The sequence below is a fragment of the Amycolatopsis keratiniphila genome, from assembly GCF_000400635.2.
Taxonomy (GTDB): domain Bacteria; phylum Actinomycetota; class Actinomycetes; order Mycobacteriales; family Pseudonocardiaceae; genus Amycolatopsis; species Amycolatopsis keratiniphila.
This window is the reverse complement of the sequence record NC_021252.1, coordinates 4,103,021-4,117,332: the sequence shown is the minus strand read 5'-3', so window position 1 is coordinate 4,117,332 and position 14,312 is coordinate 4,103,021. Positions and strand designations below refer to the sequence as shown.

The 14,312-nt window shown below is 69.1% G+C and carries 14 protein-coding genes and 1 riboswitch; of the genes, 6 read left to right on the top strand and 8 right to left on the bottom strand.

The window, feature by feature from the left end:
- Positions 1 to 3 precede the first annotated feature (3 nt).
- The 4 genes from AORI_RS59700 to AORI_RS59685 are packed head-to-tail and all read right to left on the bottom strand — an operon-like array spanning position 4 to position 3,115.
- Entirely contained in the window at positions 4 to 735 is a 732-nt protein-coding gene (locus AORI_RS59700) for an ESX secretion-associated protein EspG (RefSeq protein WP_016334092.1), read from the bottom strand.
- A gap of 24 nt (positions 736 to 759) precedes the next feature.
- Positions 760 to 2,091 carry a hypothetical protein gene (locus tag AORI_RS59695; protein WP_016334091.1) on the bottom strand — a complete coding sequence of 444 codons (1,332 nt, stop codon included), beginning with the start codon at positions 2,089 to 2,091 and terminating at the stop codon, positions 760 to 762.
- On the bottom strand, positions 2,088 to 2,714 hold the full coding sequence (locus tag AORI_RS59690) for a DUF3558 domain-containing protein (RefSeq protein ID WP_043848104.1): 627 nt from the start codon (positions 2,712 to 2,714) through the stop codon (positions 2,088 to 2,090). The genes AORI_RS59695 and AORI_RS59690 overlap by 4 nt, the downstream gene beginning before the upstream one ends.
- A gap of 2 nt (positions 2,715 to 2,716) precedes the next feature.
- Positions 2,717 to 3,115, bottom strand: a complete 399-nt coding sequence (locus tag AORI_RS59685; protein WP_016334089.1) for a hypothetical protein — start codon at positions 3,113 to 3,115, stop codon at positions 2,717 to 2,719.
- 203 nt (positions 3,116 to 3,318) lie between these two features.
- Between AORI_RS59685 and AORI_RS59680 the strand changes: the two genes are divergently transcribed.
- The 5 genes from AORI_RS59680 (at position 3,319) to AORI_RS59660 (ending at position 8,147) form a co-directional block, all read left to right on the top strand.
- Positions 3,319 to 3,915, top strand: a complete 597-nt coding sequence (locus AORI_RS59680; protein WP_016334088.1) for a TetR/AcrR family transcriptional regulator — start codon at positions 3,319 to 3,321, stop codon at positions 3,913 to 3,915.
- A gap of 157 nt (positions 3,916 to 4,072) precedes the next feature.
- Entirely contained in the window at positions 4,073 to 5,419 is a 1,347-nt protein-coding gene (locus tag AORI_RS59675) for a hemolysin family protein (RefSeq protein WP_043848103.1), read from the top strand.
- Positions 5,416 to 6,459, top strand: coding sequence for a hemolysin family protein (locus AORI_RS59670; protein WP_016334086.1), 1,044 nt, complete (start codon positions 5,416 to 5,418; stop codon positions 6,457 to 6,459). Before AORI_RS59675 ends, AORI_RS59670 begins: the two co-directional genes overlap by 4 nt.
- Positions 6,456 to 7,367, top strand: coding sequence for a 3-methyladenine DNA glycosylase (locus tag AORI_RS59665; RefSeq protein WP_043848102.1), 912 nt, complete (start codon positions 6,456 to 6,458; stop codon positions 7,365 to 7,367). The genes AORI_RS59670 and AORI_RS59665 overlap by 4 nt, the downstream gene beginning before the upstream one ends.
- A 93-nt stretch (positions 7,368 to 7,460) precedes the next feature.
- On the top strand, positions 7,461 to 8,147 hold the full coding sequence (locus AORI_RS59660; RefSeq protein WP_016334084.1) for a hypothetical protein: 687 nt from the start codon (positions 7,461 to 7,463) through the stop codon (positions 8,145 to 8,147).
- A 197-nt stretch (positions 8,148 to 8,344) separates the two neighbouring features.
- Here AORI_RS59660 and AORI_RS59655 read toward each other — a convergent pair whose 3' ends face one another.
- Both AORI_RS59655 and AORI_RS59650 read right to left on the bottom strand, forming a co-directional pair.
- Positions 8,345 to 9,169, bottom strand: a complete 825-nt coding sequence (locus AORI_RS59655; protein ID WP_016334083.1) for an aldo/keto reductase — start codon at positions 9,167 to 9,169, stop codon at positions 8,345 to 8,347.
- A gap of 48 nt (positions 9,170 to 9,217) precedes the next feature.
- Positions 9,218 to 10,036 (bottom strand): helix-turn-helix domain-containing protein, encoded by an 819-nt coding sequence (locus AORI_RS59650; RefSeq protein WP_016334082.1) that lies wholly within the window; start codon positions 10,034 to 10,036, stop codon positions 9,218 to 9,220.
- Positions 10,037 to 10,150: 114 nt separating this feature from the next.
- On the opposite strand from AORI_RS59650, the gene AORI_RS59645 reads away from it, so the two are divergent.
- Positions 10,151 to 10,513, top strand: coding sequence for a nuclear transport factor 2 family protein (locus AORI_RS59645; protein WP_016334081.1), 363 nt, complete (start codon positions 10,151 to 10,153; stop codon positions 10,511 to 10,513).
- Between the two features lie 3 nt (positions 10,514 to 10,516).
- Here the strand turns inward: AORI_RS59645 and gcvP are convergent, their stop codons facing one another.
- Both gcvP and AORI_RS59635 read right to left on the bottom strand, forming a co-directional pair.
- Positions 10,517 to 13,396 carry an aminomethyl-transferring glycine dehydrogenase gene (gene gcvP, locus AORI_RS59640; RefSeq protein WP_016334080.1) on the bottom strand — a complete coding sequence of 960 codons (2,880 nt, stop codon included), beginning with the start codon at positions 13,394 to 13,396 and terminating at the stop codon, positions 10,517 to 10,519.
- Between the two features lie 171 nt (positions 13,397 to 13,567).
- Positions 13,568 to 13,669: riboswitch (glycine riboswitch) on the bottom strand.
- Between the two features lie 46 nt (positions 13,670 to 13,715).
- Positions 13,716 to 14,297 carry a MerR family transcriptional regulator gene (locus tag AORI_RS59635; protein ID WP_005150040.1) on the bottom strand — a complete coding sequence of 194 codons (582 nt, stop codon included), beginning with the start codon at positions 14,295 to 14,297 and terminating at the stop codon, positions 13,716 to 13,718.
- Between the last annotated feature and the right edge of the window lie 15 nt (positions 14,298 to 14,312).

Genomic DNA, 14,312 nt, shown 5'->3' with positions numbered 1-14,312 from the left:
GGCCTAGCCGGCCAAGGTGCTGGAGACGTGCCGGAGCGCGTCTACCAGCTCCGGCGGGCCGGCGGGTCCGATGTGGACGACGGCGTCGTTGCCGTGGCCGGTCGTGTAGCTGAGGTACCGGCCCCAGTCGGTGTCGGCGAAGTGGAGCGGATCCTCGGCGGCCACATGCCTGCCGACTTCGTCCCGCTTGCCGACGTAGAGCTCGCCACTCCCCTCGACCGGCCGCTGCACGAGGCTGACGATGTCCGCGATCACCGGCGGCAGCGAATGCGTGTCCGGGCCGCGGCGAGCCGCTTCTTCGAGCTCGTACGCGCGGACCGTGCGCAGCCTGCCGCCGCCCGCCGGGACGGGCGGCAGCTGCTCGATCAGCGTTTCGGGCAGCCGTCGCCGATCGATCTCCTGCAACCCGACCCAGTCGCCGGACGCCACCGCCAGGACCGCCTGCAGCCCCAGCGAGGCGGCGAGGACGCCGTAGGTCTGGCCTCCGGTGTTCACCCAGCCGTAGTACTCGATGGCCGGTTTCGTGAGCACCGGAAGCCAGTCCAGGAAGTCGACCGACGCGCGGCCGCTCGAATCCAGCAACCCGGCCTGTGCCAGCGCCGCTTCCACTCGCTTGTCCGCCTCCGCGCGGGCCGTCCTGGACAGCCAGCGCGGTTCGGGACGCAGCGTGATGTGCAGCTCGCCGACGCGTTCGCGTTCGGCGAGCGCCGCCAGGGCTTCGACCGGGACGTCCACCCGGCCTGTTCTCACGGTCATCCGCTACTCGCCGATGACCGGCGGGCTGGTCCGCTGGTCGGTGCCGAAGATCGCGTCCGGGTCGGCCTCGATCAGGTAGTCGGGACGCTGGTGCTCGTCGTCCTCGTCGCCGTCCGCGCGCCTGCCACCGGCACCCATCGGGCCGCCCATCGCACCCGCGCCACCACGGCCGGCGCCACCACGGCCACCCGCCAGGTGGTCGGCACCGCCCAGGCCTCCGATGCCGCCCATACCGGAGCCCCTGCCCGAGCCGAGACCGCCGGAACCGGGAGCGCCGGCCCTGCCGCCGGTGCCGCCCTCGCCACCGAGCAGCCTGCCCGCGGCGCTGTTGGACGGGGGCACGTTGCGACCGCCGCTGGTTCCCGGCGGATTCTGGCCAGGACCATTGGGGTTGTAGTTCTGGCCGGGGCCGTTCGGCAGGCCGATGACGTTGTCCGAGTCTCCGCCGGGACCACGTCCGGGGATCCTGCCCGGGATATCGGTCGTCGGGCCCGGCTTGCCCTTGCCACCGCCGGACGGCCGCGTGGTGTCGTCGTCGCCGGTGCCCGGCCTCCGCGGCGGGTTCGTGATGTTGGTGTCGGGCCTGTCCCTGGAAGGCACCGGACGGTCCTCGTTGGTGCCCGGCCTGTTCTGGTTCTGGTCGCCGCCCGGCCTGTTCTGGTTGGTGCCGTTGTCGTTCGTGCCGCTGGTGTCGGTGCCGTCGTTGTCGTCCCCGCCGCCGTTCCTGCCGGGCCTCACCGGGATGACCGGCGGGATGACGACCGGGGGCGTACCGCCGGGGGTCTTGACACTGACGTTCGCGCCGTCGTTCTTCAGCACGCCGTAGTCGGTCGGCAGGCTGGAGCTCGTGCTGCTGGTGACCGAGTCGTACTGGTCCATCACGCGGACGTTGTTCTGGTTCGCCGCCTCGTGCTTCGCGACGCCCTCTTGGTAGTTCTTGATGTCGTTGTTGACCATGAACGGCCCGGCGATCGGGATCGCGCCCTTCAGGCCGGTGGTCCAGGGGTTGGGCTTGTCCGGCTTCGGCGGCACGGGGACGACGGACGACCCCGAATCGTCGAAGCTGTCGGCCTGCGTCGTCACCGAGTCCCTGGTCTGGAACAGCGGATCCGCGGTCTCCTTGAAGGCCTGCTCGAGCGGGCCGGCACCGGCGTTGGCCGCGTCGGCGGCGGACCCCGTCCAGGACGCCGTCATCCGCGTCTGCAGGGACTTGATCGCCATCCCGCGCTCGACGTAGGCGTTCGAGAGTTCGGCGATGCGATCGGCCGCCGAACGCAGGTTGCGGGTGTCGCCCTGGGTGAAGTTCTCGAAGATCTGTTTGCCGTCCACCCTCATGCCCCCTTGAGTGTCTTGATCACGGCCGACGCGAGTTTCTGCGCGGTCCCGCACGAATCCTGTTCGTTGTCGTATCCCTTGGCGAGGGTGCTGATCGCCAGATCGTCGGCGACGCCCACCGCGAGATCGCAGCTGCCACTCGCTCGCCGGTCCTGCAGTCCGTAGTAGACGGTCGGATAACCGTCGACCTCGGGGCCGGGCTCGAGGAACCTCAGCTGTCCGGCTTCCTTGGCCTTGTGCAGACCGGCGATGCCGCCCATGCCCTTTTCGCGGTTCCCGCTACCGAGGATGATCAGCAAGCTGTCGGCCTTGCCGCGAATCTGCCAGCTGCAACCGGGATTGCTGCCTTCACCCTTCGACTCGCCGGGCGCGGTGAACCCCAGTTCCGCGGCCGCGGCGGCCGGAAGCAGCTTGCAGACGTCACCAACGAATGCCGAGGCGTCCAGCGGATTCGCTACCTTCGGGACGTTCGGATCCTCCGGCGCGGCCGACGGAGCCGACGACGGCGACGTTCCCGGGGTGGGCGTAGCTGTACCAGGGGTCTCCCCTGTGCAGCCCGCGACCGCGACGGAAACGAGCACGAGCGCCGCCACCGCGGCGCGATTCCTCAACACGTTCGGCATCCTCAGGTAGTGCGCAGGGTGTTGGCCTGGTCGGTCGCCATCGTCTTCGTGCGAGCGATCTCGAGCTTCTCGATGTAGCCCTCGATGTAAGCCCGCATCGACTCGTTCTGCTTCTGCAGGGACAACAAGGAGTCGAGCCCGGAGTTCACGTAGCTCGTGCTGGCCTCGTCCTTCCCCGGGGGCATCAAGTCACCGACGATCATGTCGATCTTGTCGCCGTCGTCGACGACCTTCTTCAGCTCGTCCTGCCACAGCCCGATGACGGTCTTCAGCTCCTCGGGGCTCATCTCGAACCCGCCGCCACCGCCGCCCCCACCGCCGTAAACGGTCGGTTCCTTCGGCGTGGTGAGGTCACCCCAGACGGCCTTGATCGCGCTCGCGGCGTCGCCGATGATGTTCACACCCGCACCTTCCCCTCAGCACTCACACACGGTGATGGACAAAGAGTAGCCAAGCGGCGGACGGCGTGTCAGCCGATCCGGCCGAGTGATCGGACGTGTCTCGGAGCCGTCCGGTTCCCGCTGAGGGTGGTTCATCCCGCGAACTGGTCACAGTACGTACGTACGGATTGCATTAACCGGGTTCCCGGTGACAGGATTCCAGGATGCCACGGGTCAGCCAGGATCACCTCGACGCACGCCGGCGCCAGATCCTCGACGGCTCGCGCGTGTGCTTCGCACGCCATGGTTACGAGGGTGCCACCGTCCGGCGGCTGGAAGAGGCCACCGGCCTGTCCCGTGGTGCGATCTTCCACCATTTCCGCGACAAGGAGTCCCTCTTCCTCGCCTTGGCCGAGGACGACGCGGTGCGCATGGCCGACATCGTCGCCGAGCAGGGTCTCGTCCAGGTGATGCGCGAGCTGCTGACGAACCGCAGCGAACACCCCGCCGACTGGCTCGGCACGCGGCTGGAGGTCTCCCGCCGGTTGCGCACCGACCCCGAGTTCCGTGCCCGCTGGGCCGAGCGGTCCCATCAGCTGACCGCCGCGACCCGCCGCCGTCTGGAGCGCCAGCGCGAGGCCGGGATCCTGCGTGACGACGTCGACGTCGACATCCTGACCGCGTATCTCGAACTGGTTCTCGAAGGCCTCGTCTCCCACCTCGCGATGGGGCAGCCGGGTGACGATCTCGGCCCGGTGCTCGACCTGGTCGAGGAGAGCGTGCGGCGGCACCGTGCCCACGCGGCCGGGGGAACGCGTTAAGATTGTCCCATCGCCGCAGTACAGCGGCGGTGTCAGTTGATTCCGATCGAGGAGTGACTCTTTTCGTGCGCGACGCGCAGTCACCTGGTGACAGTATCGAGCCGGGTGGCACACCCGGCTGTTCCGCGGCTCTTCCCGCCGACCCCGCCGGCAGGAAATGATGGAAATCCTGCTCGCCGTTCTCGGCATTCTCCTGTTCCTCCTGCTGACCGTCGGCACCGGCCTCGCCGTCGCCGCCGAGTTCTCCCTCACCGCGCTCGAGCGCAGCACGGTCGACGCGAATGTCCGCCAGGTCGGCGACAAACGTGCGCACACCGTGCAGAAGGCGCACCGCACGCTCTCGTTCCAGCTCTCCGGCGCCCAGGTGGCGATCACCATCACCACCCTGATCACCGGTTACCTCGCGGAACCGGTGATCGGTGACCTGCTGCACCCGCTGTTCACCGCCGTCGGGTTCTCCGAAGGTGTGGCGAACGGCGTCTCGCTGGCGGTCGCGCTGATCCTGGCCACGTCGCTGTCGATGATCCTCGGCGAAATGATGCCGAAGAACCTCGCGATCGCCCGGCCGCTGGAGACCGCGCGTGCCGTCGCGGGGTACCACTCGCGGTTCTCGTCGCTGTTCCGCTGGCTCATCACCCTGATGAACAACAGCGCCAACTTCCTCGTCCGCAAGTTCGGCGTGGAGCCACAGGAGGAACTGCGGTCGGCCCGGTCGCCGCAGGAACTCGGCTCGATCGTGCGCTCCAGCGCGGAAAGCGGCACGCTCGACACGTCGACGGCCGAACTGCTGGACAAGTCGCTGCGCTTCGGCGAGCGGACGGCCGACGAGCTGATGACGCCGCGCGTCCAGCTCGAATCGCTGACCGTGGACGACACGATCTCCGACCTCATCGAGATCTCGCGACGCACCGGCTTTTCGCGTTTCCCGGTCTACACCGAGGATCTCGACGACGTACAGGGTGCGGTGCACATCAAGCAGGCGTTCACGGTCCCGGCCGCCCAGCGCGCCACGGTGCGGATCGGTTCGGTCATGCGGCCGATCCCGACGGTTCCCGAATCGCTGCCGGGCGACTCGCTGCTCAACCGGCTGCGCGATTCCCGGTTCCAGCTCGCGATCGTCGTCGACGAGTACGGCGGCACCGCTGGGCTGGTGACCCTGGAGGACGTCGTCGAGGAGATCATCGGCGACGTCCGCGACGAGCACGACGAGCGTGAAGCGCCGTCCTCACAGCAGGTCGGCGCCGACAACTGGCTCGTGTCCGGACAGCTTCGCGCCGACGAGGTCACCGACGAGACCGGGTTCCGGATGCCCGACGGCGACTACGAGACCATCGCCGGGCTGATCCTCGAACGCCTCGGCCGGATCCCCTCTCCCGGCGACGCCACCGATCTCGACGCCTGGCGGCTCACGGTGACCAAAATGGACCGTCTCCGCATCGCCGAGGTCGAAGTCCGCCGGGTGAGCGAAACCGCGACTTCCGCCGAGCAGGAGCCCGCCCGATGAGCGACTGGTTCAACATCTTCCTCGTCGTGGTCCTGTTGCTGGCCAACGCGTTCTTCGTCGGCGCCGAGTTCGCGCTGATCTCGTCGCGGCGTGACCGGCTGGAAGCCTTGCTGGAGCAGGGAAAGACCCGCGCCAGGATCGTGATCAACGCGAGCAGGAACGTCTCGCTGATGCTCGCGGGCGCGCAGCTCGGCATCACCATCTGTTCACTGCTGCTGGGACGGCTGGGCGAGCCCGCCGTCGCGCACCGGCTGGCCGGGTTCTTCGAGCTGCTCGGGATTCCCGACGTGCTGCTGCACCCGATCTCGTTCGCGATCGCGCTGGCGTTCATCACCATCCTGCACGTGCTCATCGGCGAGATGGTGCCGAAGAACCTCGCGATCGCCGAGCCGGAGCGGCTGGCGCTGTGGCTGGTCCCGGTGCACGTGGCCTGGGTGAAGCTCGCCAACCCGTTCATCTGGCTGCTGAACTTCGTGGCGAACTCGCTGCTGCGGGTGGTCAAGGTCGAGCCGAAGGACGAGCTCGAAACGGCCTACACCTCCGACGAACTCGCCGAACTGCTCAGCGAGTCGCGGCGCGAGGGGCTGCTGGAACACTCCGAGCACCAGCGGCTGAGCAAGACGCTGTCCTCGGTGGAGAAGACGGTGGCGGACGTGCTGGTCCCGACGGCTCAGCTGACCACGCTGCCGTGCTCGCCCACGCTGGGCGATGTCGAGCGCGCGGTGTCCTCGACCGGGTTCTCCCGCTTCCCGGTGTGCACCGACGACGGGACGCTGACCGGCTACATCCACGTCAAGGACATCCTCGACCTCGTTGGCGAGGATCCGACCACCGTGGTGCCGTCGGACAAGACGCGGGCGCTCACCGAACTGCACGCCGACGCCCGGCTGGACGAGGCGTTGTCGGCGATGCGCAAGGAAGGCAGCCACCTGGCGCGGGCGCTGAGCCCGGCCGGGACCGCGGTCGGCGTCGTCGCGCTGGAGGACCTCGTCGAGGAATACGTGGGAACTGTCCGCGACGGCACCCACGTCATGTCATGACCGGCCCAATCGTCCTTCCCGAGCCCGTGTGGCGGGCTCGGGAGGACGAGCACGTGACGCGGATGCGGCGCTGGACGACACCGCACCAGCGCCGCCGCTCGCGGGGCGAGAAGCATCCGGTGCTCGACTTCCTCTTCAGCTACTACTCGCACCGTCCAGGGCACCTCGAGCGTTGGCAACCGGGTCCGGGTGTCGTGCTCGAAGGCGCGTCCGCGCGCCGTTTCCTGGAGCGGAAGGGCTACCTGGAGACACCGGACGGCGTCATGCTCGATCCGGCGGGCTTCACCGAGGGCCGGGCCAAGACCGCCGAGTTCGTCCTCCGGCTGCTTTCCGCGACCGCGTCCCGTTCTCCGAGACTGAGTTGTTTCGGGCTTCACGAATGGGCAATGGTTTACCGGGAATCGGCGAATGAGGTTCGCCACTCACAGCTTCCGCTCCGGCTCGGTTCTGCCGGGACCGACGGCGTCGTCGAGTCGCTGGAGATCCGATGCGGACATTTCGACGCATTCCGGTTCTTCACCGAGCCCGCCCGGCCGCTCAACAGCCTGCGGCCGGCGCGGGAGGACCAGGTCGACTTCGAGCAGCCGGGCTGCCTGCACGCCAACATGGACTTGTTCAAATGGGCGTACAAACTCGACCCGTTCGTCCCCGCCGAGCTGGTCGGGGACTGCTTCGAGCTGGCCGCGGACATCCGCGAGCTGGACATGCGGGCCAGCCCGTACGATCTGGCGTCGTTCGGGTACTCGCCCGTGCGGATCGAGACCCCGGAAGGCCGCGCCGCGTACGCCCGCGCGCAGGCCGGTTTCGCCCGCCGGGCCGCGCCGCTGCGTGAGCACCTGATAGCGCATTGCCAACGACTCCTGAGCGAGTTAGGGAAAGTTCCCACGACACGCGGAAAACAACTGTGAGTCGTCGCATTCCCCGTAACATCCTCCCCTGTTAGAGTGATAACGGTTTGATTGCATACGCAGCGCGAGCGCGCACGTTTCGAAAGGACAACGATGGGGCGACACAGCGCGGTCGAGGAGCCGGTGCCGCATCCCCTCGACCCGCCGAAGCGGCCTCAGGGTCGCGGTGAGGCGACCGGTTCGCACCGGATCGTGGGGAAGAAGGCCCCGCGGCGGCGGATCGCCAAGTGGCCCATCGCCTGCCTGGTCCTCGTGGTCCTGGTCGCGATCGGCGTGCTCGGCTGGAACTGGGCGGACGGCGAGCTCAACACCCGCGCCGAAGCCCAGGCCAAGGCGTGCAGCGCCGGCGACACCCCGATGCGGGTCATCGTCACCCCCAGCATCGAGAAGCCGGTCCGCGCGGCGGCCGAGCGGTGGAACAACGCCGCGACCGTGGTCCGCGACCACTGCGTGATCATCCAGATCGACGCGCTGTCCTCCGCGTCCGTGCTCGACGGCCTCGTCGGACGGACCAACCTCGACTCCATCGGCGGCCTTCCCGCCGCCTGGATCCCCGAGTCCTCCTACTGGGTGACCGAGCTGAACACCGCCAAGCCCGAGCTGGTCGGTTCGCCCGCCCAGTCGGTCGCGACGGCGCGTTCGGCCGACTATCCGCTCGTCGGGCTCGCCGGCAAGACCATCGACGAGGTCCAGATGCGCGCCGCGCAGACGTTCCGCCAGTACCTTCAGCAGCCCGCCCAGCAGGCCGACTTCGCGGCCGCGGGTATCAAGGCCACCTGAGGCCCCGAACCACGGGAAAGGCCCCTTCGCCGCTCGGGAAGGGGCCTTTCCCGTACCTCGTGAGTGGTGAGGCCGGCGTGCGCGCAGCCGTGACTCGCGTGATCAGACACGTAACTCGCGTGATTGAACACCGCACTCGGGTGTTCGGCGCCTGATCACGCGAGATCGGTCTCTGATCACGCGTGTTCGGTCTCTGATCACAAGGAGAAGGTGTCCGGGTCCGGGCCTGTGCGCGTCCCGTCGTCGAACTCGGCGAGCGCAGCGAGGTCGTCTTCGGCGAGTTCGAAGTCGAAGACGTCGAAGTTCTCGCGGATCCGGGACGGGGTCACGGATTTCGGGATGGAGACCGTGCCGAGCTGCAGATGCCAGCGCAGCACGAGCTGCGCCGGGCTCTTGCCGTATTTGGCCGCGAGGGCGGTCAGCGTCGCGTCCGAGAGCAGGGATCCCTGCGCGAGCGGGCTCCACGCCTCGGTGACGATGCCGTGCTCGGCGTGGAACTCCCGCAACGCCTTCTGCTGAAGCCGGGGGTGCAGCTCGACCTGGTTGACCGCGGGCACGATCCCGGTCTCGTCGAACAGCCGCCGCAGATGCGGCACGTGGAAGTTCGACACCCCGATGGCCCGCGCCCGGCCGTCCGCGTAGAGCTTTTCCAGCGCCCGCCAGGTTTCGACGTACTTCCCGCGGGCGGGCATCGGCCAGTGGATCAGGTACAGGTCGACGTGGTCCAGCCCGAGCTCCGCGAGGCTCGCGTCGAACGCCCGCAGCGCCTCGTCGTAACCGTGGCCCGGATTCGGCAGCTTCGTGGTGATGAACAGTTCGTCGCGGGGTACTCCCGCCGAGCGGATCGCCTCGCCGACACCGGCTTCGTTCCGGTACGACGCGGCGGTGTCGATGCTGCGGTACCCGGCCTCGATGGCGGTCCGGACGACCTTGGCCGTATCGGCTGCGGGCACCTGCCAGACGCCGAAACCGAGCTGGGGGATGGCTACCTCGTTGTTCAGGACGACGGAAGGCACGGCCATGGAAGGGAAATCCTCACTGGGGTCTGCGGCAGGGCTTCTTCCCCCGCATCATTCCATCCCGCGCGCGGCGTACGCGCGCAAATACTCCGCCGTGTCCGCGTCGGCCGGGAAGAAGGACTCGATCACCAGCTCGGCGACCGTGACGTCCAGCGGCGTCCCGAAGGTGGAGACCGTGCTGAAGAACGTGAGTTCGGCGTCCTCGTGCCGCAGTTTCAGCGGGACGAAGATGTCACCCGGCCCGGGGACCTCCACCTCGGGAACGGGATCCGCGCACGGGTAGGTGAGCAGTTCCTCCAGCAGCTCGGTCAGCATCGGGTCGGCGGTCTGGATCACCTGCCGCCGCAGCCTGCCGAGCAGATGGGCACGCCACTCCCCCAGGTTCAGCACGTACGGCGCCATCCCGTCCGGATGCAGTGTCACCCGCAGGACGTTGACCGGGGGCGCCAGCAAGGCCGGCGAGACCAGGCCGGTCATAAGCGAGATGCTCGCGTTGGCGTCGACCAGGTTCCACCAGCGGTCGACGACGGCGGCCGGGTACGGCTCGTGGCCCGTCATCAGCTGGCGCACCGCCTTGCGGACGGCCGCCAGCTCCGGGGCGGCGAGCCCGGTTTCGGCGTACGCGGGCGCGTACCCCGCGGCCAGCAGCAGCTGATTGCGTTCCCGCAAGGGCACCTCCAGATGTTCGCCGAGCCGCAGCACCATCTCGCGGCTGGGCTTGGACCGGCCGGTTTCGACGAAGCTCAGGTGCCGAGTGGAGATGTCCGCCGAAATGGCGAGATCCAGCTGGCTGATCCGGCGGCGGTCACGCCATTCACGGAGGAGTTCCCCGACGGGGCGGCCCGCGCTCACTGTGGTCGTCACGATCACGAACCTACGGGCCCGGGTGCCGCGCCGCCATTACCTCCCGCGTAATCGACGGGACCCGCCCCCGGCCGACAGAGTTGCGGCATCGGTTACCCCACAACGAAACGAGGAGACACCATGTCGGACATCCAGCGCGTCGCCGAGCAGTACATCGCCGTGTGGAACGAGACCGACGCGGACAAGCGCCGCGCCCTGATCGCCGAAATCTTCACCGAGGACGCCGCCTACACCGACCCGCTCGGCGCCGTCACCGGCCACGACGGTGTCGACGGCTTCATCGCCGGCGCGCAGGCCCAGTTCGCGGGGCTGAAGTTCAGCCTGCCCGCGGCGCCCGACGCGCACCACGACATCGCGCGATTCCAGTGGTACCTCGGCCCGGAGGGCGCGGAGGAGCCGCTGGCGATCGGTTTCGACGTCATCACCGTCGAGGACGGACGGATCAAGCAGGTGCTGGGCTTTCTCGACAAGATGCCCGGCTGACGATCACGCGAAGGCCTCCGGTGGCGGACAGGAGCAGACGAGGTTGCGGTCCCCCGCGGCCCCGTCGATCCTCCGCACCGGGGGCCAGATCTTCGACGCGGTGAACCCGGCCGGGAACACCGCGATCTCCCTGCTGTACGGACGATCCCACTCGCCCGCGAGACAACGCGCGGTGTGCGGGGCGTTCCGCAGCGGGCTGCCCTCCAGCGGCCACTCCCCCGCGGCGACCTTCTCGATCTCGCCGCGGATCGCGATCATCGCGTCGCAGAACCGGTCGAGTTCGCCGAGATCCTCGCTCTCGGTGGGCTCGACCATGAGCGTCCCCGCGACCGGGAAGGACATCGTCGGCGCGTGGAGCCCGTAGTCGGCCAGCCGCTTGGCGACGTCGTCCACGGTGACGCCGGTCCGTTTGGTGAGCGCGCGGAGATCGAGGATGCATTCGTGCGCGACCAGGCCGTCGTGCCCGGAGTACAGGACCGGGTAGTACTCGGCGAGCCGCTTGGCGACGTAGTTGGCGTTCGCGACCGCGGTCAGCGTCGCCCGCTTCAGGCCCTCCGCGCCCATCATCCGGACGTAGGCCCAGGAGATCGGGAGGATCGACGCGCTCCCCCACGGCGCGGCGCTGATCGGCCCCACCCCGGTGGCCGGGCCCGCGTCCGGCTGCAGCGGATGGTTCGGCAAGTACGGCGCCAGATGCGCGCGGACCCCGATCGGGCCGATGCCCGGTCCGCCGCCACCGTGCGGGATACAGAAGGTCTTGTGCAGGTTCAGATGGGAGACGTCCGCGCCGAACTTCCCGTACTGCGCCACCCCGATCAGGGCGTTCAGGTTCGCGCCGTCGACGTACACCTGGCCGCCCGCGTCGTGCACCAGCGCGCAGACTTCGCGGACGGTGTCCTCGTACACGCCGTGCGTGGAGGGGTAGGTGATCATGATCGCGGCGAGGTCGTCCGCGTGCTCGTCCACAGTGGACTTGAGGTGCCCGAGGTCGATATTGCCCTCGTCGTCGCATTTCACGACGACCACGCGCATCCCGGCCATGACCGCGCTGGCCGCGTTCGTCCCGTGCGCGCTGGACGGGATCAGGCAGACGTCACGGGCGGCGTTCCCGCGTTCGCGGTGGTACGCGCGAATCGCCAGGAGACCGGCGAACTCGCCCTGGCTTCCGGCGTTCGGCTGCAGGGAGACCGCGTCGTAGCCGGTGATCCCGGCGAGCCACCGCTCCAGATCCTTCACGACGGTGAGCAGACCGGCCGCGTCCTCGGCGGGCGCGAACGGATGCAGCCCGGCGAACTCGGGCCACGTGATCGGCTCCATCTCGGCCGTGGCGTTGAGCTTCATCGTGCAGGAGCCCAGCGGGATCATGCTCCGGTCGAGCGCGACGTCCTTGTCGGACAACGCCCTCAGGTACCGGAGCAGCGCCGTCTCCGAGCGGTGCGCGTGGAAGACCGGATGGGTCAGGTAGTCGCTGGTGCGGCGCAGATCCGGCGGGAAGCCGTCCGCGGTGTCCGCGTCAAGCGAGTCCACATCGGACACCGCGACCCCGAACGCCTTCCACACCAGGGAAAGATGCTCACGGGTGGTCGTCTCGTCGCAGGCGACGGCGACGTGGTCGGAGTCCACGAGCCGCAGGTTGACCCCGAGTTCCCGTGCCGTACCGACGATCCCCGCCGCGCGGCCCGGGACGGAAACCGTGACGGTGTCGAAGAATTCGCAGTGCACGACGTCGACACCGCTTTCGGCGAGGCCCGCCGCGAGCACCGTGGCCATCCGGTGCGCGCGGTTCGCGATGGCGCGCAGCCCTTCCGGGCCGTGGTACACCGCGTACATCGACGCGATGACCGCCAGGAGCACCTGCGCGGTGCAGATGTTGCTCGTCGCCTTCTCGCGGCGGATGTGCTGTTCGCGGGTCTGCAGCGCGAGCCGGTACGCGGGCGCGCCATCGGCGTCCTTCGAAACCCCGACCAGCCGTCCGGGCAGCTGCCGTTCGAGCCCCTGCCGGACGGCGAGGTACGCCGCGTGCGGGCCGCCGAAGCCCATCGGGACGCCGAAGCGCTGCGTCGATCCGATCGCGACGTCGGCGCCGAGTTCACCGGGAGGCCGCAGCAGGGTCAGTGCGAGCGGATCCGCGGCCATCACCACGGCCGCGCCCAGCGCCTTGACCTCGGCGATGGTGTGCTCCCATTCGCGGACGACCCCCGAAGCGCCCGGATACGACAGCAGCACGCCGAAGAAGTCGCCGCCGAGCCCGAGTCCGGTGATGCCCTGGGACAGGTCCGCGGTCACCAGGTCGATGCCGAGCGGTTCGGCGCGGGTGCGCAGCACCTCGATCGTCTGCGGAAGGGTGTCCTCGTCGACCACGAACCGGTTCGACTTCGCCTTGCCCGCCCGGCGGACCAGCGTCATCGCCTCGGCCGCGGCGGTCGCCTCGTCCAGCATGGACGCGTTGGCGATCGGCAGGCCGGTCAGGTCGGCGACCATGGTCTGGAAGTTGAGCAGCGCTTCGAGGCGCCCTTGCGAGATCTCCGGCTGATACGGCGTGTACGCGGTGTACCAGGCCGGACTCTCCAGCACGTTGCGGCGGATCACCGGCGGGGTCACGGTGTCGTGGTAACCGAGGCCGATCATCTGGACCATCGGCCGGTTGCGCGCGGCCAGCGTGCGGAGTTCGGCGAGCGCCCCGGTCTCGGTGGCGGGCGGCGGCAGGTCGGGCGGGGTCGCGGACTCCCGCAGCGACGCGGGGACGGCCCGCTCGGCGAGCTCTTCGAGGGAGGCGACGCCGACGACGTCGAGGATGCGCGCGAGCTCTTCGGCATCGGGGCCGATGTGCCGGTCCGCGAAGGGGGTTCCGGATTCGAGAGCGGCCAGTGACACGGGCTCCATCGGGGACCTCCCAAGACGCGGGGGTGGGGCCGGGACGGATTGTCCTGGCCCTCCCCACTCTGTCCGTACCCCCGAGGGGGCGCCTGAGAGTTTCGCCCGAGTGTTGAGCCGGGCTTGCACCGTCGGCGGGGCCGCCAGGCTGTGACCTGGCGAACCACTTTCCAGAGGCGTCTCTTCCGCGCGGTCCAGGGTGCCTGAGAGGTTCCGGGGAGGACTTGCTCCTTCGGCGCCGAGCTCAACGGTTATCGACTCGGTCTCTCCCGCGCGGATTCGTCGACCGCGGAAGTGAGCCTACCCTGCCGCTCCCGCGGCCTCATGATCAGCCGGTGCGTCGCGCGTTACGGCGCTGCGTGAGCTCGTCCGGCGTGACCGTTTCGATCACGCCGCCGTCGGCCCGCTCGGCCGGGAACTCGTGGATGGTGCCGCTGATCTCCTGCATCGCGCCGCTGACCGCGATCCCGAAGACGCCCTGCCCGCCCTGGAGTAAATCGACGATCTCTTCGGGCGAGGTGCACTCGTAGACGGTGGTGCCGTCCGAGAACAGGGTGACCTTGGCGAGGTCGCGGACGCCACGCAGGCGCAGGTGGTCGACGGCGACGCGGATGTTCTGCAGGGAGACGCCGGTGTCCAGCAGCCGCTTGACCACCTTCAGGACGAGGATGTCCTTGAACGAGTAGAGCCGCTGCGAGCCGGAACCGTGCGCCGTGCGGATACTCGGCGCGACCAGCTTCGTGCGGGCCCAGTAGTCGAGCTGCCGGTACGTGATCCCGGCGATCTGGCAGGCGGCGGGACCGCGGTAGCCGACGAGTTCGTCCGGAAGGGAAGAGTCGGGGAACAGCTCGCCCTGCTCGCCGTCAGCGACCGGAACGAGCGGCTCTTGAGGGCTACCAGCCTCGACCACGCCATGCCTCCCCTC

What these genes read in the sequence shown, in the direction of transcription:
- AORI_RS59695 (WP_016334091.1), bottom strand. Translation starts at nt 2,091, where the DNA reads ATGAGGGTGGACGGCAAACAGATCTTCGAGAACTTCACCCAGGGCGAC.
- AORI_RS59690 (WP_043848104.1), bottom strand. Translation starts at nt 2,714, where the DNA reads ATGCCGAACGTGTTGAGGAATCGCGCCGCGGTGGCGGCGCTCGTGCTC.
- AORI_RS59680 (WP_016334088.1), top strand. Translation starts at nt 3,319, where the DNA reads ATGCCACGGGTCAGCCAGGATCACCTCGACGCACGCCGGCGCCAGATC.
- AORI_RS59675 (WP_043848103.1), top strand. Translation starts at nt 4,073, where the DNA reads ATGATGGAAATCCTGCTCGCCGTTCTCGGCATTCTCCTGTTCCTCCTG.
- AORI_RS59670 (WP_016334086.1), top strand. Translation starts at nt 5,416, where the DNA reads ATGAGCGACTGGTTCAACATCTTCCTCGTCGTGGTCCTGTTGCTGGCC.
- AORI_RS59665 (WP_043848102.1), top strand. Translation starts at nt 6,456, where the DNA reads ATGACCGGCCCAATCGTCCTTCCCGAGCCCGTGTGGCGGGCTCGGGAG.
- AORI_RS59660 (WP_016334084.1), top strand. Translation starts at nt 7,461, where the DNA reads ATGGGGCGACACAGCGCGGTCGAGGAGCCGGTGCCGCATCCCCTCGAC.
- AORI_RS59655 (WP_016334083.1), bottom strand. Translation starts at nt 9,169, where the DNA reads ATGGCCGTGCCTTCCGTCGTCCTGAACAACGAGGTAGCCATCCCCCAG.
- AORI_RS59645 (WP_016334081.1), top strand. Translation starts at nt 10,151, where the DNA reads ATGTCGGACATCCAGCGCGTCGCCGAGCAGTACATCGCCGTGTGGAAC.
- gcvP (WP_016334080.1), bottom strand. Translation starts at nt 13,396, where the DNA reads ATGGAGCCCGTGTCACTGGCCGCTCTCGAATCCGGAACCCCCTTCGCG.